The sequence below is a fragment of the Rhizobium sp. A22-96 genome (assembly GCF_053521805.1).
Genome location: NZ_JBNWDQ010000007.1, coordinates 258,081 through 282,650 on the forward strand (window position 1 = coordinate 258,081; position 24,570 = coordinate 282,650).

The 24,570-nt window shown below is 57.2% G+C and carries 24 protein-coding genes and 1 pseudogene; 17 read left to right on the plus strand and 8 right to left on the minus strand.

Going from position 1 to position 24,570, the window contains the following annotated elements; genetic code table 11:
* The first annotated feature begins 14 nt into the window (after positions 1–14).
* Positions 15–1,022 carry an SIS domain-containing protein gene (locus ACQZ6F_RS28385; RefSeq protein WP_449095083.1) on the plus strand — a complete coding sequence of 336 codons (1,008 nt, stop codon included), beginning with the start codon at positions 15–17 and terminating at the stop codon, positions 1,020–1,022.
* Between the two features lie 6 nt (positions 1,023–1,028).
* Here ACQZ6F_RS28385 and ACQZ6F_RS28390 read toward each other — a convergent pair whose 3' ends face one another.
* Entirely contained in the window at positions 1,029–2,240 is a 1,212-nt protein-coding gene (locus ACQZ6F_RS28390; RefSeq protein ID WP_449095082.1) for an ROK family transcriptional regulator, read from the minus strand.
* 142 nt (positions 2,241–2,382) lie between these two features.
* Between ACQZ6F_RS28390 and ACQZ6F_RS28395 the strand changes: the two are divergent.
* The 6 genes and pseudogenes from ACQZ6F_RS28395 to ACQZ6F_RS28420 all read left to right on the plus strand — a co-directional run.
* Positions 2,383–2,547: pseudogene (locus tag ACQZ6F_RS28395) on the plus strand (aldo/keto reductase); the annotation flags it as partial.
* A 568-nt stretch (positions 2,548–3,115) separates the two neighbouring features.
* Positions 3,116–3,382, plus strand: coding sequence for a type II toxin-antitoxin system ParD family antitoxin (locus ACQZ6F_RS28400; protein ID WP_449095081.1), 267 nt, complete (start codon positions 3,116–3,118; stop codon positions 3,380–3,382).
* 3 nt (positions 3,383–3,385) lie between these two features.
* Complete coding sequence (locus ACQZ6F_RS28405) at positions 3,386–3,700, plus strand: type II toxin-antitoxin system RelE/ParE family toxin (RefSeq protein ID WP_449095080.1); 315 nt, start codon at positions 3,386–3,388, stop codon at positions 3,698–3,700.
* A 780-nt stretch (positions 3,701–4,480) separates the two neighbouring features.
* Positions 4,481–5,314, plus strand: coding sequence for a lysozyme inhibitor LprI family protein (locus ACQZ6F_RS28410; protein WP_449095079.1), 834 nt, complete (start codon positions 4,481–4,483; stop codon positions 5,312–5,314).
* A 29-nt stretch (positions 5,315–5,343) separates the two neighbouring features.
* Positions 5,344–5,730: a lysozyme inhibitor LprI family protein gene (locus tag ACQZ6F_RS28415; protein ID WP_449095078.1), complete on the plus strand. Its 387-nt coding sequence runs from the start codon at positions 5,344–5,346 to the stop codon at positions 5,728–5,730.
* The gene (locus ACQZ6F_RS28420; RefSeq protein WP_449095077.1) at positions 5,723–6,190 is read left to right on the plus strand and encodes a hypothetical protein; all 468 of its coding nucleotides are present in this window, start codon (positions 5,723–5,725) and stop codon (positions 6,188–6,190) included. Before ACQZ6F_RS28415 ends, ACQZ6F_RS28420 begins: the two co-directional genes overlap by 8 nt.
* Positions 6,191–6,224: 34 nt before the next feature.
* On the opposite strand, the gene ACQZ6F_RS28425 is transcribed toward ACQZ6F_RS28420, so the two are convergent.
* Positions 6,225–7,307, minus strand: coding sequence for a lysozyme inhibitor LprI family protein (locus ACQZ6F_RS28425; RefSeq protein WP_449095076.1), 1,083 nt, complete (start codon positions 7,305–7,307; stop codon positions 6,225–6,227).
* Between the two features lie 546 nt (positions 7,308–7,853).
* Between ACQZ6F_RS28425 and ACQZ6F_RS28430 the strand changes: the two genes are divergently transcribed.
* The 3 genes from ACQZ6F_RS28430 to ACQZ6F_RS28440 are packed head-to-tail and all read left to right on the plus strand — an operon-like array spanning position 7,854 to position 12,194.
* Positions 7,854–9,146: a hypothetical protein gene (locus ACQZ6F_RS28430; protein ID WP_449095075.1), complete on the plus strand. Its 1,293-nt coding sequence runs from the start codon at positions 7,854–7,856 to the stop codon at positions 9,144–9,146.
* 50 nt (positions 9,147–9,196) lie between these two features.
* Entirely contained in the window at positions 9,197–10,222 is a 1,026-nt protein-coding gene (locus ACQZ6F_RS28435) for a DUF4424 family protein (protein ID WP_449095074.1), read from the plus strand.
* A gap of 58 nt (positions 10,223–10,280) precedes the next feature.
* Positions 10,281–12,194, plus strand: a complete 1,914-nt coding sequence (locus ACQZ6F_RS28440; protein ID WP_449095073.1) for a DUF4344 domain-containing metallopeptidase — start codon at positions 10,281–10,283, stop codon at positions 12,192–12,194.
* A gap of 42 nt (positions 12,195–12,236) precedes the next feature.
* Here ACQZ6F_RS28440 and ACQZ6F_RS28445 read toward each other — a convergent pair whose 3' ends face one another.
* Both ACQZ6F_RS28445 and ACQZ6F_RS28450 read right to left on the minus strand, forming a co-directional pair.
* Entirely contained in the window at positions 12,237–13,289 is a 1,053-nt protein-coding gene (locus ACQZ6F_RS28445) for a helix-turn-helix domain-containing protein (RefSeq protein ID WP_449095072.1), read from the minus strand.
* 69 nt (positions 13,290–13,358) lie between these two features.
* A complete protein-coding gene (locus ACQZ6F_RS28450; RefSeq protein WP_449095071.1) occupies positions 13,359–13,949 on the minus strand; it encodes a TetR/AcrR family transcriptional regulator in 591 nt (196 codons plus the stop codon).
* Positions 13,950–14,344: 395 nt separating this feature from the next.
* On the opposite strand from ACQZ6F_RS28450, the gene ACQZ6F_RS28455 reads away from it, so the two are divergent.
* Positions 14,345–14,728 carry a hypothetical protein gene (locus ACQZ6F_RS28455; protein ID WP_449095070.1) on the plus strand — a complete coding sequence of 128 codons (384 nt, stop codon included), beginning with the start codon at positions 14,345–14,347 and terminating at the stop codon, positions 14,726–14,728.
* A 234-nt stretch (positions 14,729–14,962) separates the two neighbouring features.
* Here ACQZ6F_RS28455 and ACQZ6F_RS28460 read toward each other — a convergent pair whose 3' ends face one another.
* From ACQZ6F_RS28460 to ACQZ6F_RS28470, 3 genes are all read right to left on the minus strand, one after another.
* Positions 14,963–15,220 carry a hypothetical protein gene (locus ACQZ6F_RS28460; protein ID WP_449095069.1) on the minus strand — a complete coding sequence of 86 codons (258 nt, stop codon included), beginning with the start codon at positions 15,218–15,220 and terminating at the stop codon, positions 14,963–14,965.
* Between the two features lie 135 nt (positions 15,221–15,355).
* Positions 15,356–15,811 carry a hypothetical protein gene (locus ACQZ6F_RS28465; protein WP_077472431.1) on the minus strand — a complete coding sequence of 152 codons (456 nt, stop codon included), beginning with the start codon at positions 15,809–15,811 and terminating at the stop codon, positions 15,356–15,358.
* A 198-nt stretch (positions 15,812–16,009) separates the two neighbouring features.
* Complete coding sequence (locus tag ACQZ6F_RS28470) at positions 16,010–16,834, minus strand: lysozyme inhibitor LprI family protein (protein WP_449096317.1); 825 nt, start codon at positions 16,832–16,834, stop codon at positions 16,010–16,012.
* Between the two features lie 146 nt (positions 16,835–16,980).
* Between ACQZ6F_RS28470 and ACQZ6F_RS28475 the strand changes: the two genes are divergently transcribed.
* Complete coding sequence (locus ACQZ6F_RS28475) at positions 16,981–17,544, plus strand: TetR/AcrR family transcriptional regulator (protein WP_449096342.1); 564 nt, start codon at positions 16,981–16,983, stop codon at positions 17,542–17,544.
* Between the two features lie 323 nt (positions 17,545–17,867).
* Here the strand turns inward: ACQZ6F_RS28475 and ACQZ6F_RS28480 are convergent, their stop codons facing one another.
* The gene (locus ACQZ6F_RS28480) at positions 17,868–18,503 is read right to left on the minus strand and encodes a GntR family transcriptional regulator (protein ID WP_449095673.1); all 636 of its coding nucleotides are present in this window, start codon (positions 18,501–18,503) and stop codon (positions 17,868–17,870) included.
* A gap of 132 nt (positions 18,504–18,635) precedes the next feature.
* Here ACQZ6F_RS28480 and ACQZ6F_RS28485 point away from each other — a divergent pair, with 132 nt between their 5' ends.
* Genes ACQZ6F_RS28485 through ACQZ6F_RS28505 form a run of 5 tightly spaced genes read left to right on the plus strand, consistent with a single transcriptional unit; the run spans position 18,636 to position 24,460 of the window.
* Entirely contained in the window at positions 18,636–19,520 is an 885-nt protein-coding gene (locus tag ACQZ6F_RS28485; RefSeq protein ID WP_449095661.1) for an alpha/beta hydrolase, read from the plus strand.
* A gap of 27 nt (positions 19,521–19,547) precedes the next feature.
* A complete protein-coding gene (locus ACQZ6F_RS28490; RefSeq protein ID WP_449095660.1) occupies positions 19,548–21,107 on the plus strand; it encodes an ABC transporter substrate-binding protein in 1,560 nt (519 codons plus the stop codon).
* Positions 21,108–21,134: 27 nt separating this feature from the next.
* Positions 21,135–22,079, plus strand: coding sequence for an ABC transporter permease (locus ACQZ6F_RS28495; RefSeq protein ID WP_449095659.1), 945 nt, complete (start codon positions 21,135–21,137; stop codon positions 22,077–22,079).
* Entirely contained in the window at positions 22,073–22,888 is an 816-nt protein-coding gene (locus ACQZ6F_RS28500) for an ABC transporter permease (protein WP_449095672.1), read from the plus strand. Before ACQZ6F_RS28495 ends, ACQZ6F_RS28500 begins: the two co-directional genes overlap by 7 nt.
* Positions 22,889–24,460 (plus strand): dipeptide ABC transporter ATP-binding protein, encoded by a 1,572-nt coding sequence (locus tag ACQZ6F_RS28505; protein WP_449095658.1) that lies wholly within the window; start codon positions 22,889–22,891, stop codon positions 24,458–24,460. It begins immediately after the preceding gene.
* The last annotated feature ends 110 nt before the right edge of the window (positions 24,461–24,570 follow it).

A 24,570-nucleotide genomic window follows, 5' to 3' on the forward strand; every position in this document is an offset into this window, starting at 1 on the left:
ATACGGGAATGATCATGACAGAAAGAGTGCCTTATCGCGAAGCGATCGCGCTTCAGCCAGCCGCCCTGAAAGCCTGCTTCGACGCCGTTTCGAAGCGGCTGGAAATGCTCGACCTCAAGCCCGTAAGCATTGGTCCGACGGTCCTCCTCGGGATCGGCGCAAGCCTCTATGCGGCTGTCGCGGCTGCTGCACAAATGCGCGCGCAGGGTATCCGGGCCTTTGCCTTGCCAGGCACCGATCTTTATGATCCGTCCATCGACGCCGGGAGTGCCTATATCGCCTTTTCGGCATCAGGCCGCAGCGAAGAGCCCGCCCGGGCCATGGAGCTTCGCCCCAACGCGCACTCCTATGGCATCGCCAAGGCGGATGGCACGCCGATTTCCCGCGTCGTCAAACATATGGTCGCGACCGATAGCGGCGCCGACAGCGGTCCGAACACAACAAGCTATCTTGGCTCACTGCTCACAGCGGCGTTAATTGCCGACAGAGCTGGACGTCCCTCCACAACGAACTGGACCGAGATATCGGCTCGCGCCGGGGCTATCTTGAAGACGACGCGCGCCCAGGCGGACAAGGGCGCCAGGCTTCTCGCGGCCAAGAAATCCATCGACTGTGTCGGAGCAGGCGTTGCTTTCGGCACGGCCGGCTACGCAGCACTTCTCATCCGCGAGGCAGCACGCGTGGCGGCCCAGGACTGGGATACGCTCAACTTCCTGCATGGACCGATGGAGCCGAACGACCGGGATAGCGGCGTGCTGCTGTTCGGCAACGGGCGAGAGGTCAAGCTGGCGCAGGATCTCGCCGGCTTTGGCATCCCCTCGGTTCTGGTGACCTCACATGCCGATGTCGCCGATGCAGACAATCTGGTGGTCATTCACGTTCCGGCCTTCTCGGACGGGATTGGTGACGCAATCCTGCAAGCCATTCCGGCGCAATTGCTCATTGCAACACTATCGGAAGACGCAGGTCTACCGGTCTGCGAATTTCGTTACCGCCAGACCGATACCAAGCGTGACATCTGAGTTTCTTCAAAGGCTGATCTGATCCACTGTCAGTGTCCCAGGATAGAGGAAGGCAGGCTTACCTTCCTCTCCCAGCAACCTGGCCATGGCAAAATCGATGGCGAGACGCACGGCGCCGAGAACCGTTGCCTGGTTTGACAGTTGGCCGCTGACCACTTCCACCGGCCAGCATAATTCTTTCACGACATCTCTGACACCCGGCAGCAGTTGTGGATTTTGCCCAACGCCGCCGCCAAGCACGATCAATTGCGGATCGAGCACGCTCACGCAGGCCGCCGCCAGGTTTCCGACATCGCGGGCATGCTGCTCGACAATGGCGCGCGCGGTCGGGGATTGCTCGACGCGAGCAAAGAGATCGCTGGTGCTTTCAGGCGGCTTGCCTTCTTCGGGGCGCCAACTTGCTGCAGCACGTTCCAGCAATGCGGCTGACCCCATATAGGTTTCCACGTGCTGCCACTTTGGCCGCTCCTGCTCGGACCAGGGAAACGGCAGATGACCGATCTCGCCTGCGCCGCCCCTGAAGCCGCGGAAGAGGCGTCCATCAAGGACGATACCCATGCCGGTCTTCACACCGATCTGCATGTAGATCGCAAACGAATGCTGCTTTGCCGCTCCCTCGTGATATTCGGCAAGGGCTGCGCAATTAACGTTGTTCTCCAGGAGTACCGGCGCACGATAACTGGACTGCAGCCGTTCCAGAATGGGAAGCAGTGTCTCGCGCCCAAACATCCTCTCCAGTGACGCAGAAATGATATTGGGAAGTGCGATGACCAGGGCGCGGAGCGGCGTCGCTCGAGCTTCGAACTGCAACAGCAGCTGTTCGACGACATCCTCGATCAGCAGGAACCGTTCAGCGGCGGATTTGTCGACCAGTTGTTTTCCTGCTGTTGCCAGCGTCGCCCCGTCAAGGCCGCGGGCAATCGCGTTGATATGGGTCGTGCCGCAATCGATGCCAACGACAAAGCCGGCCTTTGGACCGAGCCCGTAAGTGATCGATGTTCGGCCGACCGATCCGCGATTGACGCCTGCCGGAGCAACAAGATCGTGGCGCTCGAGTTCGCTGACGGCTGCCGACATGGTTGGTTTGGAGAACATCAGCGCGGCGCTCAATTGGGGTCGGGTGGCAGGCCCCGTACCCGCAATCGTCCGTAGCACCGCCCGCGCACTCTCCGTCAGCGGCGGCGCATCAATTCCGATCTGTTGCTGTGTAGTGATCAAAAGACACCCGGAGCCAAGAAGCCATTCGTAAAGCTTCCTTACCATTGCTATCGTGAGATTTACAGTCATATCCTATTGAAAAATATGGCGTGGTGGGTCGAACCGGTTGGCGCATTTCGTTCGAAGAACGGTATGCCGTTGCGGACCGTTCTACGCAGGCGATGTGCCACTGGGCTGGGAAGAGGTCGAGGACGGTGAGTCGATCCGCGCCCTTCATCGTGCCGCCGATCTCGGTATCCGCTTCTTCGATACGGCTTCGAACTATGGGGCGGGTCACTCTGAAAAAATTGTCGGGAAAGCTATCGGTGTTAAGTTGCGCAACGATTTGACCCATTTTTCCGTTTCGCGCTAACCCAACTTCTCGGTCGCATAGCCCTGAAAGGTTTCACATATCAGACAGAACCTTGGGCAACTTCGAAATGCAAACAGGGGGACAAACTGGGGTGGAAATCAACACGCCGGTCGCCTCTGATATTTTGGCACAACGGTTATTGGAGGAGATTTGAGGGAAGCCTTTGCCTCGCCATTCGTGCCTCGCAGCGACAACTCAAAAGTGGCAAGTCAAATACGAGTTTTGGCAAGATTGTTGATTTTCGCTGTGAATTGACCGTTTTTCCCACCATCGCTGCTACCATTAGATCGCAGAAAATCAAATTACTACAAAGGATTAAGAGTTCCGATATGGGTCATCGCAAAGTGAGAAATCGGATCATTCTCTCGTGGAAATCAACACCGCGAACTCGTGACTTCCATTCTGACCAACACGGCAACTGCTCAATTGGGCGGATGCAGACGAAAAGGCGATTGTCAAAAACTGACATCTATTGCTACAATTAAATGTGTCATTCATACTGGTTCCAACGAAGGAGATATTCATGCCGAACGTTGCGATCGGAAATCACTACGAGGAGTTCGTGAAAAAGCAGCTAGAATCCGGGCGCTACAATAATGCCAGCGAAGTCGTTCGCGCAGGCCTGCGGCTGCTGGAGGATTACGAGGCTGCGCGTGAACAGTGGCTCAATAAGGAAATTCCGGCCCGCTTCGATGAGCTCGTCAAGTATCCGTCTATCGGGATTCCAGCTGAAACCGTCCGCGCCCGATTTCAGGCCAAGCATCAGAATCGTACTACGGAACCCAAATAGGGTATGGCCTACCGCGTCATCTACCATCCCAAGGCGGAGGCGGAGCTCGACAGCCTCTTTGCCGAAATCTCTCGTGACGCAGGCACTCGCACCGCCAGCAACTTTCTGGACGAAGTGATCACCTTCATCGAGGCACTCGAAACGTTCCCGGAACGCGGCACTGTGCGAGAAAGCTCCATCCCTAACCTGCGCATTATCGGTTACCGACGCAGCGTCAGCGTGGCGTTCGCGGTACGCGAAGAAGAAGTCATCATTCTAGGGGTTTTTGCACGAGGCAGGGACATTACCGATGAGCTCTTAGGGGAGCGAGATTACTGATCGTGTCCGAAGCCTCATCGTCTCCAGACACCCGATGCAACCCAAGCCGACTTCAATGATCATAGGGCATCCATGGTGAGTTGCCGGTGTGCGTTTGAGAGGCGGAGGTCTTGATGAGTTTGGAACCTCGGACGCATCTTGCGCCGGCGCAAAAATAAGCCATTGACCTCAGACGGATAGCGAATCCTCCCTCTCAAAGGAGATTGAAATCGCTCGAGAAAAAGCCGTTTTCGGAACCAACAAATTCAACTGATTTCTTGCAGGAATCGGCGGATCAAATAACTTCTGCAGCCTACTACTCCTTTGGTATCTCGAACATCTGAGGCGAGAGCCGCCCACATCCGAATGCAACGAACGGATACTGTCCGCTTGCCGACACAACAACTGATCGGCACCGTCCGAATCGGGCTCAGCGATACGTTGCGTGAAAGCAAGCCAGATGGAAAACAACGGCGAGCCGCTCGACGGCTGGCTTTGGTCAGGGCCACGCTTGTAATGCCTGCTGGGCGAGGCAAGCATGCAGGCGCTCACCTACATGGCGCGGGATCTTGCCTGACCTTCATGATGCCTACCCGGTAGGCGAGGCGGTGCAGTATCGTCCATTACAGGTGCACGGACGTTCAGATTTCCGAAATCTCGTACAACCAACAACGATATCGAGCTATTTGCGAATAGCGCCAAGACCGCGATGGTACTTTCGACAACCGCCCTGCGCTGTCGAGGGCGAGATATCACCCGGCCACACAATGCGGCGGAAGAAACAGAGGAGCACGCATCACCATGTCTGGCCATTCATCCAAGGCAAAAATCCAGCTGTCGATCGCTGGCCTGGTGACGTTCCTCGGATTTGGCATTGCAACGCCGGCCTTTGCCATCGACTGCACCAAGGCGATTGACCCTATCGACAAGAAAATTTGCGGCAATGCGGGCCTAAAGGCGGCCGACACGGCCATGGGACAAGCCTATGCGGCCCTCCTCAAGACGGTGCCGGATCCTGAAGTCCGTGCCATGCTGGTCAATAGCCAACGCCGCTGGATTGCCGCGCGCAACGAGGGCCTCGGCGGTGGCTCGGATGGAGCCGTCATACCCCTCAGCGAGATACGCCGCGCCATGACGGCACGCACCGCTCGACTGAGCGACCGATCGGACAAAGGGTTTGTCGCGCAGGCTCAGGAGCAGAGGCGCTTTCTTGCGAAGTATACGGGCGGCGAGTTCACCGGCTTCGATACGCGCTGCGAGTTCGTTCCCAACGACAAGGATGACTCGAGCTACTCCTATCAGTGCTACGGCGCGATGCATGTCCGCAACAAAGACCGCCTTTGCAGCCTCAGCACCGAATGGGCGACCTGGTCGCTCTATGAATATTACGCCGTCAGCACCATCGAGGGCGACAAGGCCAAGGCTTCGGCCATTTGCAGCGACCAATCGGGGGATATCTGCAACGACAGCCAGAAAACCGGTTGGACGCGGGACCCCGGCGCGGACCAACACCTTCCAGCGCTGAAGACCGATTTCCCCAAGCTGGATGTCGAAGGCGCATGGCCGCTCGAGGAATCCGACGCAACCTGGTTCGACCAATGCCTGACCAGCCCAACCTATCCGCCCGTGCAATGAGCTGCTTTTTCCAACAGCGAGGCAACACGATGAACGTAGGACGATCGGCTCCCAATCGCCTGCTGGCGATGTCTGTGGGTCTTTGCATACTGTCGGCCTTCACGAACCAAGTGCAGGCAGCCGGTTTCAATTGCAAATACGCCAAAAGCCACGTGGAGAAGTTGATCTGTACGGATTCTCACCTATCGAAGCTCGACGACAAGATGAATGTATTGTTCGACAAAATCGAAGGCGAAACCGCCGGCCACGACGGCGAGACGGGCCAGGTGATCGATCCCGCCGGCAAGGAGCAAAAGCATTGGCGGGAGACCGTAAGGGACGCCTGCAAGGATGCCCAATGCCTCAAGTCGGCCTACACCGACCGTCTTGCCGAGATGCGAAAGAATTGGGCGGAGGCTCTCGATTCCGATGACTGATGAAAAAGCAAGCCGGACAATCGTCAGCGGCCGCCTGGCCGCTATGCTCGGCACCGCGCTTGTGGGCATCTTTCTCGCGACCGGTACGGCTCTGGCAAGCGGATCGCTCCCGGCCGAGCCTATTTCGGCCGGCCCCTTCGCAAATTTCGCGGCATGCGTGGCCTATCTGGAAGCCACACATCAGCAACTGAGCGCCATGGCCATGCCCGCGCCTGTCGCAAACCCTGCTGGCGGGACACGCCAGGTTCTGGTTTATACGAAAGGCGTGTTGCAAGACGAAGGTGAACAGGCCACCTACGAGGCGGAAGTAGGGTACGAGTCTCGGCACACGGATCCCGAGCGACACTCCATCATCACGAACTACACCTGGGAGCGCTATTCAATGGCCTGTCACGGCACGGCCTTCGATGGAACGCTCGATCGCGGCTACGCGCTGCCGGGGATTGCGCCAGCCCCGTAATGGGCCGGCTCATCATGGATCACCTCGATATCCCTTATCGCGGAAGCCGGCTCTCAAGCTCCGCGGCGCGTTTGGCCGTCGTCTGCACCGAGCAATCGTCGGCCACGACCAAGGCGGCTGTGCCGCCGTCGCTGTCTACAGCACATTGCTTGTCGCGTTCGGCAATCCAACTCCGCTGTTCGTCACGCAGTTGCGTCGCGCTGACCTGATCGAGCTTTGCCCGTAGCGCACGGTACGCTCGATTGAGACGATCATCCTGATATGTATGCTCCGTGCCGGCACAGTCCCGCATGGCGACGGTAACGCCTTCGGATCTGTCGAGACAGGCCTTGTAGGACGGGCGTAGCGCATTGATCTGTTTCTGCACTGCAGACGATTTCGAGGCTCTAGTTTTATCTGCTGTGGCCGTCTCATCGACCCGGCGATAGACGCTGGAAAAGCTGACGTTGATACCACCGCACATATGATTGTCGCCGACGACGAGATAGCGTCCGAGTTGCGCCATCTTGACCTGGCAAAGGCCAGGTATGGTCTTGTCCTGATAGGGAAGAAGCTTTTCCGGCTTGCCGTCGTCGCCAGATTGGTAGCCGAATTTGACTTGAGACTGCTTTCCATCGACGAGGGCGGCAAACTGTCCTCCTTCCTCACCGTTGCCGAATTGCAGATTGGCTTCGGCGTCGATGCGGATCTTATCGCCTTTTTGCTTGGCGATGATCGTCGTTTCGCTGTCACCCCATCGTCCGACCCAGTTGGGCGCCGGCGATACTGGGGCAAGCCGTGCCAGCGGCAACCAGCCGGCAGTTTCATCATTCTCGGGTCGCTTCGCAGGATTGAGATATTCGGCGCAGGCGCGGTCGCCATCGACCCGGCTTACAACGACCTGATCGCCCGGCAACAGAAAGGCGCCCTTGTTGCAGAACACCGATTTTTCCGGGCACTGAACCTCGACCTTATCCCCTGGCTTGATCTCATAAAGCTGGACTGCGAATGGATCGTCATCCACAGCCTCGAAGCCGAAGCAATCAATCTTTTGCTCGGCCGCCAAGACAAGCGTCGGAATCGATAGCGCCAGAACGGATAAAGACACGCGGCAAAGGGCTCCACGCCAAACATTCATGCTGATATCCTTTCAACGAGATAAGGCGTTCATGGGTTGGGCTCGCTCCGAGCGCCGATCCTCCATACTCATCGCGAATGCAGGCCCACTCATACATTCAGGGCTCGCATGCGAGTTGATCCGATTTTGACCTCACACAGTCAATTCGTCTCCGCTCATTTACGGCACGCGGGAGTTGCCGGCCAGCCGCAAAGACGGCTTTGGAAAATATAGACGGATGTACACTTATGGCGGACGCAGAGATATCGGTGTCGCGAATACGCTCTGATAAACGCCTTGTCGGTGCTGCGTCTTGATGCCGGCGATGCCGTGCCTGGGCAGGCCTCACAACTGTCCGAGGATCCTGGCAAGTCGCTCAACTTGAGCTTCGCTCCCAGACAATCGGAGTCCATTGCGCGGTAGGAGAATTTGCCTGCGGGCTGGAGTGTGCTGACAGCGTTGGAATGAGAGGGAACGGATGACGGGCTTACCTCTTGAGATCGCACCCAACGACATGGGCGTGATGAATAGGACGGCTCTGTGCGTTGGTGACGGATGCATGGGCCAATGACGGAAACGAGCTGCCGCAAATGGAGCCTTACAGCTTTGCTGCCCATCACCGGCGGTATGGCGCTTTCCACCATGATCGGCCTATGGGGAGCGACGGCTCGCGGCGCATCGGGTGATGACCATCCAAGCAAAGCCCAGGCACCATTGTGCGAGGATGTCCGCGACGTGCTCGCAGACAACACCGACATGCGCATGGCAGAGACCCTTGCTTTCGGGAAAAACGCACGCTTTCGCGCCGAAGGCTCTTCCGAAAAATGCATCTCGCTTGCGGCTCTTATGACGTTTACCGGCAGTCGGGTCCTGATCACAGCGATTGCGACAGAGCCGGGCGAAAGTGGGCTCGATCAGGGCTCCAGTCTGTCAGCCTATTTCTTCCGGGAGTCGGGAAGTGCGCTGCGGCTCGTCACGGTCAAGCGCGATTTCGCCGAGAGCAATGGCGCATTGGGCAATGTGGGCGATATTAATGCCGCGCATTTCGGAGCCGACGATGGGATGATGGTGAATGGCGGGATATCTCAGCAGGGCTATTCCAATGATTTGACTGACTTTTATGTGTTCCGCAACGGCAGCATCGTCTCCCTCGGCATGGTTCCGACCGGCTGGAGCAATAGCGGCGCGGAAGAAGACGACAGCAAAGCCGTGACCGTAACGAGCAGGGCCGAAACCGGCTTGCCGCCACCCGATCGCGTACGCGTCACCTATACGAGAAGCGCCGGCGGGGGCGATGAACAATCGAGTGTCGCCATCTGGCGTTCGCAAGCGGGTAAATTCGTGCTCGAGGCTGGGACTGTGCCAGAGGAGATCATCACCGGCTTCGAGCTTGCCGGCAATGTCATAGCCAAGAACGGGACGCCAGTACCTGCGACTGATGCCGCCCCGCCCCCACCCGGTACCGGTTGGCCGGGCGTCTGGTCGATCGACGATATCGGAATGGTTCCGCCTTCTCCTGACGTCACCGAGGCCATCAAACACGATCCCAACTATCCACCGATCTGCAAGCTGACCGGAAGGGAGATGTTGCCGTCGCTGTCGGCGACCAGCAAGACCTGGTTTGTGACGACCTCGAACCGCTGTGATGCGGGCGGAGGGACGGGGCCGGTGTGGATCGTATCCGTTGCGCCCACAGGCAAGGCAAGCGTGGTCTTCAGCGCCTTCCGTCACGCGGTAAAAGCCGAGCGCGGCCTGCATGGCGAGTTCCACGATATGTTCGTCAATGGTGATGCCAGGAACGCCAAGTCCGGCGAGATCTACACATTCGACGGCCTAACCTATCGCAAGAACGGATCCTGAAGCCCCCACAGAAGCCAACCCGGCACTTGCCCCACCCGAAGAGAACCAGAATGCGCTTTACCCCGTTCGCCTGTGGAGCCCTCTTGCTCCTGTCCACTCCCGCTCTCGCCGATGACAGCTCGGCGACCTTGGGAGCCGGTGGCCTCGTCCTTCAGAAGACGGACAAGATCGCGCTCGTCTCAGAGGAGCTATATCTCTCCACAACCGGTATCCGGATCTCCTACCGCTTCCGCAACCTGACAGACGCGGACTATTCGACGACCATCGCTTTCCCGATGCCGGCATTTCCGGGCGGCGGCTCCAACTCCACCACGGTCGTTCCCGACCCGGCGAGCGATAATTTCATGAAATTCCAGACCATTGTCGACGGCCAACCCGCTCCCTCGCAGCTCGAGCAGCGGGCGTTTCTGACGGCCGATGGCAAGCCCGATGTGGAAATCACCGACAAGCTCAAGGCCCTGCACATCCCCCTGGTGCCGACTTCCGAGGCGACCGAGGCAGCGATTGGCCGCCTGACGGACGCGCAGCGCAAGGACCTAGTGGACGCGAATATCCTCGATTCGGGCGGAAGCGACTACACCGGAGAGGCAACAACCCTTTATCCGCTCTGGACGCTGAAATCGAAATATTGGCGGAACCAGACCTTTCCCAGAGGGAGGGATCTGATCGTCCAGCAGACCTATGTCCCTATCGTCGGCAGTCAATCCTCGCTATCGCTTGGCTCGCCTGACATGGGGGAGGATCAGCTGAAGTTCTATCGCGAGCGGTTCTGCACCGACGAAGCCTTCATGAAGGCGGCGCGCGGCCTCTACAAAAAGGTCGCTGATGACAACGCGACGACGTTCCAGGCTTTCGAGCAATATCTGTCCTATGTCATCACGTCCGGCGGCAATTGGGCAGGACCGATCGGCGATTTCAAGCTGATTGTCGATAAGGGCGATCCAAAGACGTTGGTCTCTTTCTGCGGCAATGGCGTGAAGAAGATCAGTCCGACCCAGTTCGAGCTCGATATCAAGAACTACCAGCCCGATCGCGATATCGACGTGCTGCTGCTGAAAACCGTGCCGGTTCAATGATGTCGGCGCCCTCCCCATCCCTTTGGCCATCCATCCCGAGAACCGGAGCCCGCGCAAAATGAACGTCACCCCGAAGCGCTACTCTTCCAGAAACGCAATCGTCGCCCTGGCTTTTCTCCTTGCCCTCCCGTTGTCCGCCTTGGTCCGGCCCGCACTCGCACAAACCTCGAACCAAGGCACATCTCGACTCGATCTCAACAGCGCGGAATCGATCGAGAATACGCTTAACATCTGGGAGACGCGCCTTAGCCAGGAAGGATTGATTGTGCTTGGCTACTACAACGGCTTCGCAGACGGCTCTTTCGGGCAGAGCAGCCGTAATGCCATCGCAAGCTATCAGGGCGATCACAAGCGGCCTTCAACTGGCAAGCTTTCTGCCCGGGATGCCCTGGAACTGGGTGGCGCGGCCCTCGACTTGCGCAAGCAACTGCAGTGGCGCCCTCTGGACGGCTCCAAGGCCGGCGTAACCATCTCTTATCCAGCAGCGCTGCTCACGGAACGGCAGGACAACACCCTCGGCGGCGAGACCCTTCAAACCGCTGACGGCGCGCTCACCCTGAAGACTGCGCATTTTCCAAATTCCGGTCCGGGCCACATCGACGCGCTGTTCAAGAGCCTTTCCAATGAGCAGGGCAGCACGGTCACCTATCAGCTCAAGCGGCCGAACTGGTTTATCCTGTCGGGTACGGCGGGAGATCGAAAATTCTATTCCCGCTTCGAGCAGAAGGGCAACGACATACGCGGTTACGACCTGAGCTGGACCGCAACCGAGGCCAGCAAGGTCGTCGACAACATTTCCGTACTCATCTCCAACAGCTTCTATCCTTTTGGCGATAATTCAGCCGACGGCGATCCGAGCTATCCGACCTTGGTGCAGCTTGCCAATCTCGCCGGCGCCGATGGCCAGGGCGCTTCCTCAGGCGAGAACGGCCCCGCAAGCGGCAGTGGTTCGGGAGGTCAGCCAGCCGATACGCAGGCTCAATCGCAGCAGAATGATGGCCAGGCTGGTAATCAGACTTCTCAATCCGGCGGCAAAGATGGTCTGACGGAGCAGAAGGAGGGCGCGCTTCCGCCGCCTACGGATGGTTCGCTCGTCACGTCGGATGGCAAGGGATTGCGTTTCGTCTATCACTATTTCCCGCCGGAAGACTCCAAGTTCAACTATGCCTACCAGTGGGCCGTCGACACCCATCTATTCCTGAATATTCCGGAAATCGACGGCCTCGACGGTCTCTTCGTGACGCCGCGTCCCCTGCACTACGTCACCCGGCAATGCAACACGATCAACGCGTTCTATGACAAGAAGAACGGCGCGGTCTTTCTTTGTTACGAGATGATCGACAGCCTGTTGCAAATGGGTCAGGCTCTCTCGAAGGGCGCCTCCGACCCCAAGGCTTTGACGATCGAGTTCGTGCGCGACAACCTCCGCTTCATCCTGCTGCACGAGTCCGGACATGCACTGATCGATCTGCTGGATCTTCCCGCCGTTGGCCGCGAAGAGGATTCGGTCGATCAGCTCGCCTCGGTCATGCTGCTCGCCCATGTGGACGACAGCGAGAACAAGAACGACATCGCGCGTGTCCTGCAACTGGCGTCGGTCTGGTTCAAGGTTAACAGCCAGTCGTCCGGAAGCCCGGATGTTGCATCGTTCGCTGACGAACATTCGCTCGACGCACAGCGCTACTTCAATCTGCTCTGCATGGTCTACGGGCTAGACCCGCAAGACAATGGCGCAATCGTTGACAACGGGATGTTGCCCAAGGAGCGGGCCGCGCGCTGTCCGGACGAAGCCGCCAAGATCAATCGTTCCTGGGCGCGCTTGCTGCTGCCGCACTTTTCACCCAGATTCCAGCCGAAATCAGACGGTGATGGCGGAAATGGCGCCAGTCAGCAGAGTGCGCCGGCCCCGCAGCCGGCAGCGGGCGGCAATCCTCTCGAGTGGGACAGAAACACCAATCCGTTCGCCAAATGAGTGGATAGCGCAATCTCCGATGCGATTGGCTGCTCGATGGTCTCAATGATCGGGTGTGCCGAAAGGCAACGTCCAGCCCGAGGGCAGATTGGCGTCCTCGGGACGGTGTCGAGGAACAGTCTGCTTCAACACAGAGGCGCGAATGTTATCCAGCGTCTCACCGGGTGTGTGGCCAAACTCGGCTTTGAATAGGCGGAAGAAGTATTTCTCGTTCGAGAAACCGTGACGCCAGGCAACCTCGGCGATATGCGGCTGCGGACGGTTGGGATCTGCCAGCATCTGATAGGCACGACGCAATCTCTTGCGCTGTATTTGCCGCATGACGCCGCCGCTGCCTTCGAACAACTGATAGAGCTTTGCACGCGACACCCCGACATCTCGGCAAATGCCGTCAGGCGTGAGATTGGCATCCAGCAAATGCGCATCGATATGGCGCAGGATTCGGCTACGCAGCATATCCCGAATAGGGCTACCTGCCTCAGCGAGCACATCCGGCGTCGAAGAGACCGCAGCCGCCAAGAGCTGAAGGGTCGATTGGACGACATAGGGGATCTCGTGCACGCCCAGATTTGCAAGGTTCTGGAACAACGAAAGCATATGGTCTGCGATAAGACGACCTATGCCGGTTGCCAGCGTATGTCCGTGCAAGAGCTCCGTCTGGCTTGGCAGGAGATCCCTCGGCACCACCAGGGAAATCACATCGCCAGCCTCCACCACGGATTCGTTGATTTGGGCAGCATCGAGAACGAACAGATCGCCAGCCGTCTTGATGGATTGGGGACTGGTCCATCGAAAGAGAAGTTGGCCGCTGAGGACCAGCGTGAACCGAAAGAAATCATGACCGTCGGTCCGGATGTGCTGTTGTGTTCGATGAACTTCATATGCAGAACTCCCCTGCTGATTAAGCCACGTTCTACCGGATAGAATAAGGGGGCCGAGAGACGCGCCGGTTGCTCGCGCATTGAAGGCTAGAGGATCACCATCCCGAAATCTGCAATCACAGAGATTGTCCTTCACCCAGGCGTGAAATCGGTCTTTTTCGGGAAAGTCGAGAGTGGAAAAATTGAATATGCGGGTCGAGGATATTGGCGCCATGCTTCTTCTGTCCGCTGCCTAAAATGCTGAGGGAACGATCGCGATGAAGTCTACGATCGTCCCAGTTCATCATCCGTGCCGCACCGTCTTCGGTGCGGCCGCCGCTACTTCCTGCTGTATAATCGTCTCCGCTGCGTTCCACGCTCTTGTTGCAATCGTCGGATCGCGAAAGGCACGAGCATCGATTGTCGCGCCATCAAGCAGAATCATGAGGATTGACGCAGTGCGTGCCGCTGCTTGCTCTGGCAAAACGGTCTTCAGTATGTCGCGCATCCATTCGGTCATTGTTTGCTTATACTGAATGGCGATCGTCGAGATCTTCGGATAGTCGGTTCCAAATTCCGCGAGCGCGCGCTCGAAAAGGCAGCCGGCAAATTCCGGAGTGGCAAACCATGCCTCATGCCAGGCGAAAATAGCATGCAGCTGTTCCTTCGCCGATGCTGTTGGCTCAACAGATGCGCGAAGACTGGCCATGATGTCTTGATAACGATGCTCAAGCACAGCGCTGATCAGGTCGTCCTTACCTGGGAAATGGTTGTAGAGCGTCATGCGGGCGACACCGGCTTCGACAAGAATTCGGTCGACGCCGACGGGATGAAAGCCGTGCCTTGAAAACAGGTCGGTTGCAACTTTGATAAGCTGCTCTTTTTTCGAGCTCACCGGCGCCTCATCCCAAGTCCGTCATTGACCGATAGACCAACGTATCCCGCAGCGGCAGGTCGCAGCCTGTATCGTACATGTCGTACTGATCGTTCTATCTATTTTATATCGGCAGCGGCTCTCTGGCGCAAGCAAACAACGATGAGAGATTTTATAACCCAATTCCGGAGAGCACATGCCCTGCTGTTTGGGCCGCTGCGATGACCAATTGCGTTCCTGCATCACAGCCCGGTGCATATAGGCGAACAAACATTAGGGTCAGCGATCATATCTTGTCGCACAACCAGGCCGGAGAAATGACATCGCCGCCGAGGCGGTCTATTGCATCTGGAGTAGGGATTTCGTCATATTTGGTTATGCCGGGCCCATATATTGAAATCCTGACAGGCAATTTCATGCGCAGCTCCTTGAAGACCCTGCCCTTCGAACGCCGTCGTTTCGCTTTGCGTGGCGGCATGCTACTGGGATTGGCAATCCTTGCGATCAACGTCACCGGCCTAGTTCAGCTCAGTGACCTAAAATTGCAACTGGGTGCGATGGCACCTGGGACCAACCAGGGCTGGATCACGTATGAATTCATGGATGACCACATCGTGGCCTTGTCACTCGCCTGGACAGGCCTTTGTGTTGCCGCCCCCTCGCTCTATCTAGTCACACGGCGCAATTGGCGCCGCCTTGTTGGCATGCTGATTGTGATCAGCCCCGCTCTCCTTGCCCTGTTGATATTCGTGCTCTATGTCACTGCCCTCAGCAACGGCTTGCGTGCCGTTACAGGATGATATGAGCAGATCTTGTTCTATGCCCCCAACCCGGCCATCGGCAGTTCAAGCGCGTTGCATGAAGAATGCCGAGATAGGGCTTCCTCGCTGCAGATTTGATCCACGCAATAATGCCTGCTTGCACCGCTCGCGGACGGATCCCGCGCAAGTTTCCCTGATGCAGGTCGCGATCAACCACCGGATCGGTAAGGACTGTATCCAAAGTCCGCAAACTGATACCGACGAAGGCCGAAATCAAGAAGCGGCGTAATCCTCCTGGGGTGGCAACCCGAATTCGGCCTCGGCCAGAGCCTTCAGCTCTCGTTCTTGATTTGGATAGGCTGCAGACGGAAGATCCATAAGCGTCAATCGCAGGCTGGCCATATGGAGGAGCTGTTGTTGTGCTGCATTGGGATTCTCAACATCGAACAGAGACGCAATTCTGTCGCGCAACCAGGCCTCCTTGCCTGAAACCCACCCGCTGTACTGCAACCACTCTTCTTTCGGCGTCATGTGAGCGTCCTGGTGCGTCAGTAGAGAGCCGTTCTCAGCCAAGTACATCTCCGGCTATGGTCCAGATCCAACGCCGTCAAAGGGCGGCCAACAGGGTATGGTCGCACGCTCATCCCGCGGAGAGGCATGAACCTCCTAACCGCAGGGCACCAGGCCAACGGTATCACCATAATTCACCGAGCACATTGGCTGGGCCTGAACTGGCGGTGGAGGTGTGCAAATATCTTTTCCCATTGGCGACAGGCATGGATCACTCTGAACGGCATTGAAGTGGATCGGATGCGCTGCAGCGGATTTCTGATCGAGCTCATTTCTCCGCGCGATAAGAGCATGATATCGTTGCGACCAATCCTTTGCCTTGGCCTGATCATGCGAGGCGACGATCGCCTGCCCCTCAGGAATCATCTTCGAAAGAGTGAGGTCGATCGGGATGATCTCCGGGGACATCACACCTGCTTTCACCGCTTTCTGATCCATCGCGATGACATTGGCCCATTCATCGGGAGAGATGTCGGCAGACGATCGATTGGCGATCGGTGCTCCTGCTTGCGAGGCGGGCACACAACTTGTCACAACGGCCGCTGCAAACAACAGGGCCGATACTCTCGTCATTACGCTCATAGTATCTCTCGCGTGCGTGGAAGGCACCGCCAAGCCGGCGCCGGTCGCGAAATTAGATAGAACGATCAATCTATAAAGTCCATATGGAAATCGTTATCCTGGCCATGCCTTCATATCGCGATCGTTCATGGCCGACACGTTTGCTTTGCGATATCACACTGATGGCTGTCATCCGCCGGGGCAGGCGGTTTGGGTGAAGACGGCAAGGCTACGGCCGCTTACTTCGAATCCATAGAAATTCACGGCGAGATTCCCGAACATACTCTCTTCGCAAATTTCGACCTTCTTTCGATTGCCGAGATCGCAAAAGGCGCCATAGCTGGAACTATGTGAGGTCAGAGATAGAATATGGGAGCAGCCGCTGAGCGGCTGGGAAATACCGACTTCCGAAAGAGCCTTTTGCATTTCCTTGGTGATTCTAGCTATATCAGCAGGATTGCTGACGTAGCTGGCAGCACGTTCCTCGCCGATTTTGATCGTGGCGAGTTCCTGGATGCGCCCATCGTAGGTATCAGTCAGGCAGGCAACGCTGGTGCACACGTTGCGTGTCTGGGTAATCCAATTCTTCTGATCGGCGGAAAGCCTGCCCTTATTGACCGCGTACTCATCAGCGAGCGCCCAGTCGTAAACGCGGTTGAGTGTACCGTCGAGCGTTGAAACGGCCGGCGTTGTGCAAATCATGTTCTCGACATTGGACGCGGCCTTGGTGCAATCGAGCCCCGCGGCAAGGGCGGGATTAGGCACAGCCACCCAGAATGCCGCTTCGACCAAGAGCAACGCGCCCACAGTCATACCGAGGTGAGCAAAAGAGGTTTGCTTCATTAAGCTATCTCCGCTGATGTTGAGTTTCACGAGGTTTGACCCCAACTGCAACTTCACGCTAACCCGTTCAGATCGATCGAAAATATTGAAAAGCCAATAGTTCGGTTGGGCAACAGGGTCATCACGAAACGCAAAACTGAATTGAACAAACGCGCAAATCAACTCATACAATCTCGCGCGTGTTTGGCAGGCACCGCCAAGCCGGCTCCGGTCGCGAAATTAGATAGAACGATCGGTCTATATTGTCCATATGGAAACCGTTAGACAAACGGATCTAACAATGCCTAATACAGGACTTAACTTGGCCTGAGACATCAATGAGCTCGAAAAAAGAGCAGCTTATCAAAGTTGCAACCGACCTGTTTTCAAGGCACGGCTTTCATCCCGTCGGCGTCGACCGAATTCTTGTCGAAGCCGGTGTCGCCCGCATGACGCTCTACAACCATTTCCCAGGTAAGGACGACCTGATCAGCGCTGTGCTTGAGCATCGTTATCAAGACATCATGGCCAGTCTTCGCGCATCTGTTGAGCCAACAGCATCGGCGAAGGAACAGCTGCATGCTATTTTCGCCTGGCATGAGGCATGGTTTGCCACTCCGGAATTTGCCGGCTGCCTTTTCGAGCGCGCGCTCGCGGAATTTGGAACCGACTATCCGAAGATCTCGACGATCGCCATTCAGTATAAGCAGACAATGACCGAATGGATGCGCGACATACTGAAGACCGTTTTGCCAGAGCAAGCAGCGGCACGCACCGCGTCAATCCTCATGATTCTGCTTGATGGCGCGACAATCGATGCTCGTGCCTTTCGCGATCCGACCGTGGCAACAAGGGCGTGGGATGCCGCGGAAGTTCTGATTGAGCAGGCAAACGCTCGATAGGCGTGACAAAACAACGAATGGGACTGATTGAGAGCAAGAACCCAATCATCGTTCTCTTGCTACAGATCGCGGAATGGGGCTTCGTGATTGCTGACGGCTTTCCACGCCGCGCAACGACTTCAGAGCTTAAAGCTTTGATGCCAATAGATGTGCCGCACGTCGCAATGGGTTGGTCTTGATGGGATTCGAACCAGCGCGGCATTAGTTGAAAACGCCGCTGCGTTCGAGATTGCGGGTGTCTTGAACCTACAACCTCTCTAGTTTCATGAGGCCATAGGAATTGAGCCGAGCGGCATAAAATCGGCAACGCCGCCCTTCCCAAATTACGCGTCGGATCCGGGCTGCACGATATGTTCCTTGAACAGCCGCTTCAATTCAGCGCTTTCGCGCTTGCGAATTGCTTCGATCATCTCGAAATGCTCCCTCGACGAGAGGCGTGCACGCGCCATATCCGGCCATTGCGACATCGGAAAAGCTGGAACATAGCCGCGTAAGTCGATGATGAGCTTGACCAGTTCGCGGTTTGTGCAGAGGTCTGCGAGAGCCACATGGAAGATCTGGTTCGCCTCATAGCGATCCGCCACGCTGCCATTCTCAACAGCGTAATCGAAGCGCCTCGCGAGGTCCTCAAGCTCAGCGAGCTTCTCGTCACTGGCGTTCTCCATGATGCTGTCGACCATCGATATTTCGAGAGTAACCCGTATCTCCCTGAGTTCACGCTGTCGCCGTTCGTCGGATTCGGCAACGTAAAACCCCCGCTCTGGAATTTGCTCGACCAACCGCCGCTGCAATAAGATCTCTAATGCGCGCCGTACATCGGCACGCGACGCTTGATAGCGTCTTTCGACATCGACCTGCTTCAGCCAGGTTCCAGTACTCAACGCGCCGGAACGGATGTCTCTCGCCATGATCTCAGCCACTTCGTCCGAGCGGCGTACCTTGATGCTCTCTACGTTCATGATGTCCAATCACTGCGGATTTTACGTTTGATATCAACTTATCAGCCTTCGATGAAGATTCCATCTTGTCAGCCTTAATTTTAGATGTTCTTTTAGATCCAATATTGCATCCAAAATTAGAACAGGAAAGTCATGCAGCCGATTTCAGCCATCTCGCGAGCAGCAGACAAGGCTGAGGCCAACCCCTTGCCTGTCTATGAGCGGGGCGCGACGACCGTCGTTGCCTTGTCCGATGACGCGCGCTTTAGCTATTGCCTCTATGTTCCCGAGCGCGGCGATAGTGCCGAGCGATCCCTGCTTTGCGTGATCCATGGCAGCTATCGGAATTTCACTGCTCATCGCGACCAGTTCAAGGATTTCGCGAACGCAAACAATTGCCTGATCCTGGCACCATTGTTCCCAGGAAATGTGCTTGGCGATGGTAATCTCGATGGCTTCAAATATATGGTCGAGGGCGACATCCGCTACGATCAGGTCCTGCAGAGTATGGTCGCGCAAGTCTCGGCGCGGTATGGAACCGACGGCGCCCGTTTCGGTCTGGTCGGTTTTTCCGGCGGCGCGCATTTTGCCCATCGCTTCCTTCTACTGCGGCCTGAACGGCTCTGGGGCGTATCGGTCGGAGCGCCTGGGTCTGTCACCCTTCTTGATCATCAGCGCGATTGGTGGCCGGGCGTTCGGGATATTGAACAGAGGTTCGGCACCACCATCGATCCGCAACGCCTGGCAGAGGTGCCCATCCAACTCATCGTCGGGGATGCAGACCTCGACACGACCGAAATTGTCCATCGGCCCGGGGGACGCTATTGGACCGAAGGTGCGAATGACGCCGGCGAGACGCGCCCGGATCGGCTTCGTGCGCTGGAACACTCGCTCGCCAACGCCGGTGCAAAGGCCGCATTCGATCTGCTTCCCGGAGTGGGACATGAGGCGGAGCCCATATTTACTGCTGCGCAATCCTTTCTGGCACGGAGTCTCACCGCCTACCGGGAACATGCCGCCTTCAATCGCAAATCATAAAATTCATAGAAAAAGGGGAACTTCGATATGCGATCCAGACTACGGAAAATCATTCCTTTCCTGATCCTCGCGCCGGTCTTGCCTGTTGCTACTTCCGCCGCCGCCAGCCAAGCAAAGATCGCCTTGACGGCGGATATCCTGAGTACCAATCCGGGCGTCAACCGCGACGATAACACCGATGGTGTGTTGCTCAACATCGTTGAGGGCCTGGTCGGTTATGGAGAAGGCGGCACGGTCAAGCCGCTGCTTGCAAGGTCGGTCGATATTTCCGGCGATGGCCTGATCTACACCTTCAAGCTGAGGGAAGGTGTGACATTCCAAAACGGTGCCGCCTTTACATCCGCCGACGTCCTGTGGAACTGGAAACGCTACACGGATCCCGCGACCAAATGGCGGTGCCTTCCCGACGTCAATGGCACAAACAGCCTCAAGGTCACGTCTGTAGAGGCCCCCGACGCCGAAACAGTGGTCATGCATCTGGACAGGCCGAGCGCCTTGTTTCTCGATACATTGGCGCGTACCGATTGCGGTGGAACCGGCATGCTGAGCAGCGCCTCGCTTAATTCCGACGGAAGCTGGAACAAGCCGATCGGTACCGGACCCTACGAGCTAGTGGATTGGAAGAAGGGGCAATCCATCAGTCTCAAGAAATTCGACGGCTACAAGTCTCCCGATGGAACCGGTTTCGATGGCTATGTGGGAGACAAGACGCCCCATGTCGATGGGGCCACATTCGTCGTGGTGCCGGACGCCTCGACGGTGAAGGCCGCCCTGCTCTCGGGCGACATAGATGTCGCCCAGGCCTTGACCTCCGACGTCTCGGAACTGAAGAGCGCCAAGGGCATCGTCGTGCTGACACCAAGCGATGCATCGAAGCATGCATTGCTGTTTCAGACCAACGATCCGTTGTTCAAAGACATCAAGTTCCGGCAGGCAATTGCCACCGCTTTGGATATCATACAGCTTGTAGGTTTTGCCTCGGACGGACTTTCCGAACCGAGCAACTCCGCCGTCTTTGGAGCATCCCCCTACAATGATGACGTGCAGAAGAAGACGTTCCAATATGATCCGCAGAAAGCAAAAGAGCTGCTGGCGCAAAGCAGCTACAAAGGCGAGACCATCAAGCTGCTCGCCAACAAGCGTGCGCCGATGCCGAGTGCGCAGGTCGCGCTCGTTGCCCAATCCATGTTGCAAGCCGTGGGCATCAAGGTTGAGATTGAGGTCCTCGAATGGGCAACCCAGCTCGAAAAATACAATTCGGGTGACTATCAGATGATGTCGTTTTCCTATTCATCACGCCTCGACCCCGCGCTGAGCTTCGACCAGTTCACTGGCGACAAGACAAGGCAGCCACGTAAGATTTGGGATAATCCCGACGCCCTCGCGCTGGTCGACAAGGCGAAGATCATTACCGATCCGGCAAAGCGCCAGCAGATCTTCGACCAACTCCATGAGATGATGCTTGCGGATGCACCGCTGATCATCCTCTATAACGGACTAACGGCATGGGCCTACCGCGAGCGGGTAGAAAACTTCAAGCCTTGGGAAGGCAAGCCGCGTCTCTGGGGCATGATGGTGGCCCAGTAAGATCGGCCGGATAGTCGGAGAACGAATATGTTTCGCTATTTCCTGCAGCGGCTCCTATGGTCGGTGCCGACGGTCCTGCTTGTCGCAATCGGCGTCTTCGCGCTGATGCGCTTGATCCCCGGCGACCCGGCACTTCTGATCCTGGGGGATCGCGCGACGCCGGAGACATTGAACGCCTTGCGGGGTCAACTCGGCCTCGACCAGAGCCTATCCATCCAGTTTATCCTTTGGTTGAAGAGCGCCTTGCAAGGTGATCTCGGGCACTCCATCCTGACCGGTGAAGCGGTTCTCCCGCTGATCATCAAACGTTTTCAGGTCAGCTTCGAGATCATCCTGCCGGCAGTCGCAATTGCCGGGCTAATTGCTGTCCCACTTGGCACTATTGCCGCATGGCGGCAGGACCGTGCCATCGATATCGTCACTGTCGCGGGAGCAACCCTGCTGCTCTCCATCCCGACATTCTGGATGGGATTGCTTCTTCTGCTCTTCTTTGGCATGCGGCTCGGATGGGTTCCCGTTGTCGGCTATATCTCCATCTCCGATAACTGGCTCGCCGGACTTGTCTATCTGGTGATGCCCATCTCGACGCTGGTTATCCATGAAGTCGGCGGCATCGTTAGAATGGCCCGTGCCTCGACCCTCGAAATCCTGCGTCTCGAGTATGTCACGCACGCACGCGCCAAGGGGCTCTCCGAAGCGCAGGTCCTTCTGCATCACGTCTTTCGCAACGCCTTCGGCCCGACGTGGACTCTGCTTGGGCTGATCCTTGGCAATCTGCTCGGTGGCATCGCCATCGTCGAGACAATCTTCACTATCCCCGGTCTCGGCCGGTTGCTTGTCGACGCGATTTTCGCGCGGGACTACCCGGTCATTCAGGGCTGCCTGTTGTGCATTGCGCTGTTCTACGTCGCCATCAATCTTCTCATCGACTTCGTCTATCCACTCTTTGATCCAAGGGTCGCGATATCGTGAAACTACGTTTCAATCTATTGGCCGGAGGCTTCATTATGGCAGTGGTCGCAACAGCTGCCCTGACTACGCTCGTCTGGACACCGCATGACCCACTTGCTCTCGGCTTTACGACGCGGCTGAAGGCGCCGGGAGGCGCTTACTTGCTGGGAACAGATGAGTTCGGCCGCGACCTGCTGAGCAGGCTCATGGCGGGTGCCGGCCCCTCGCTTGGCATCAGCCTTCTCACGGTGCTGACTGCGCTAGCAATCGGTACGACGTTTGGCGTCACGAGCGGATATTGGAGAGGCTGGCCGGATCGGCTGCTGATGATGCTCAACGATGCACTCATGGCCTTTCCCGGCATCCTGCTGGCGCTCGGCCTTCTCGCCGTCCTCGGCGCCAATGTTCGGGGTATCGTCCTCGCTCTCGGCCTGGCCTTTACGCCGGCCGTAACGCGCATCGTGCGCGGGACGGTCATCTCGGTTCGCGAGAAGGAGTTCATCGACGCCTCACGCATCATGGGAAATTCCGAACTCTACACCCTCGTGCGGCATGTTCTGCCGAACTGTCTTGCGCCGCTGATTGTCCTTGCAACCTCCATGCTCGGTTGGTCACTGCTTGCTGAAAGCGCCTTGAGCTTTCTAGGTCTCGGTGTCGCGCCGCCAGCCCCAACCTGGGGCAACATGCTTTCCGCCAGCCGAACGTTCCTGTCTCAGGCGCCATGGCTCGGAATCTTTCCAGGACTGGCGATCTCCCTCACACTGCTCGCCATGAACCTGCTGGGTGACGGGCTGCGCGACATCCTCGATCCCCGCATGAAAGGTCTCTAGATGCCAAATCTCCTGGAGATCGACGGGCTGACGCTCACCGCGCCAAATTCCCGAGCAGTGCTCGTGAATGGCTGTACGCTCTCGCTTGGCCAAGGCGAAATCCTCGGCATCGTCGGTGAGTCCGGATCCGGCAAGACGATGATTACCAAATCGATCCTCGGCCTTCTGCCGCCTGGTGTCGTGCAGACGGCCGGCAAAGTCATTCTCAATGGCAAGAATATTGCCCGCCTATCTCCAAGAGAGCTTCGATCGGTTCGCGGTACCTCGGTCGGTATGATCTTCCAGGAACCGATGACGTCGCTCAACCCGTCCATGACGATCGGGCGGCAATTGGAAGAAGGATTGCGCCTTCACCGGCGGTACTCGCAGGATGAACGGCGAGCACGCATCATCGATATGCTTGCCAGGGTCGGCATCAGAGAGCCCAAGGCAGCACTTGACCGCTATCAGCATCAGTTCTCCGGCGGGATGCGCCAGAGAATGATGATCGCATCGGCTATGCTGCTCGAACCGGCACTTCTGATCGCCGACGAACCGACAACGGCTCTCGATGCGCTCGTTCAGAAGGATGTCCTTGAATTGATGATCGAGTTGGCGCGCGAAAAGGATACCGCCATTCTGCTGGTGAGCCACGATCTAGCGATGATTTCTCGCTATACGGAACGTACGATCGTCATGGCCCGAGGGGAGATCGTCGAGGTCGGACGGACAGCCGATGTGATGGTGCGTCCCACACATCCCTATACGGCCAAATTGCTAGCCTCCTCTCCGAAGCGCAATCCGATACGCCAGGTGGATAGCCGGATGCCAATTATCGACATCCAGGATTTGGCCGTCGACTATCGCACGTCAGGCGGGCTTTCCTGGCGGCCAGCTTCCAAACGAGCCGTCGAAAACATCAATCTTAGCGTCTATCCTGGTGAAGTGGTTGCCATCGTCGGAGAGTCCGGATCGGGAAAAACGACGATCGGCAGGACGGCGGTCGGTCTCCTCCAGCCTTCGTCCGGAACACTGCTATTCGAAGGCGCGCCAGTGAAACGCAATGGCGCGAACTACCGCAACTATCGCCGCAATTGCCAGATGGTGTTTCAGGATCCCTATTCGTCGCTTGATCCGCGGTTGACAATCGGCACGCTGGTAGCTGAACCGCTTCGGGTGACCGAACGTATCACAACTGCAGAAAAGCGCGAACGCATGCTGGCGATGCTAAATGAAGTCGGTCTGGCACCGGAATTTGCCGAGCGCTTTCCACATCAGCTATCAGGAGGTCAGCGCCAGCGAATTGCGATCGCCAGGGCATTGATTGGTCGACCGAAATTCATCGTCGCTGACGAACCCGTCTCAGCCCTGGACATTACCGTTCGCACACAGGTGCTCGATCTGTTCAATCGACTACAGCAGCAATACGGGTTTTCCTGCCTGTTCATCAGCCATGATCTCGACGTGGTCGAGGCAGTTGCCGACCGCATCGTCGTCATGCGATCCGGTAAAATTGTTGAAGCCGGCAAGACTAGCGACATTTTTCATCAGCCACAGCATGAATATACGCGACAGCTTTTGCAGGCCCGATGAAGCGGGTGCGATCGGCGCCAGACCACAAGATAGACCGGAATTATCGACCGCGCCATTCCTTAGGACCGACGAACCTTTCAAGAGAAGCCGAGAGTGGCCCCATCAGCAGG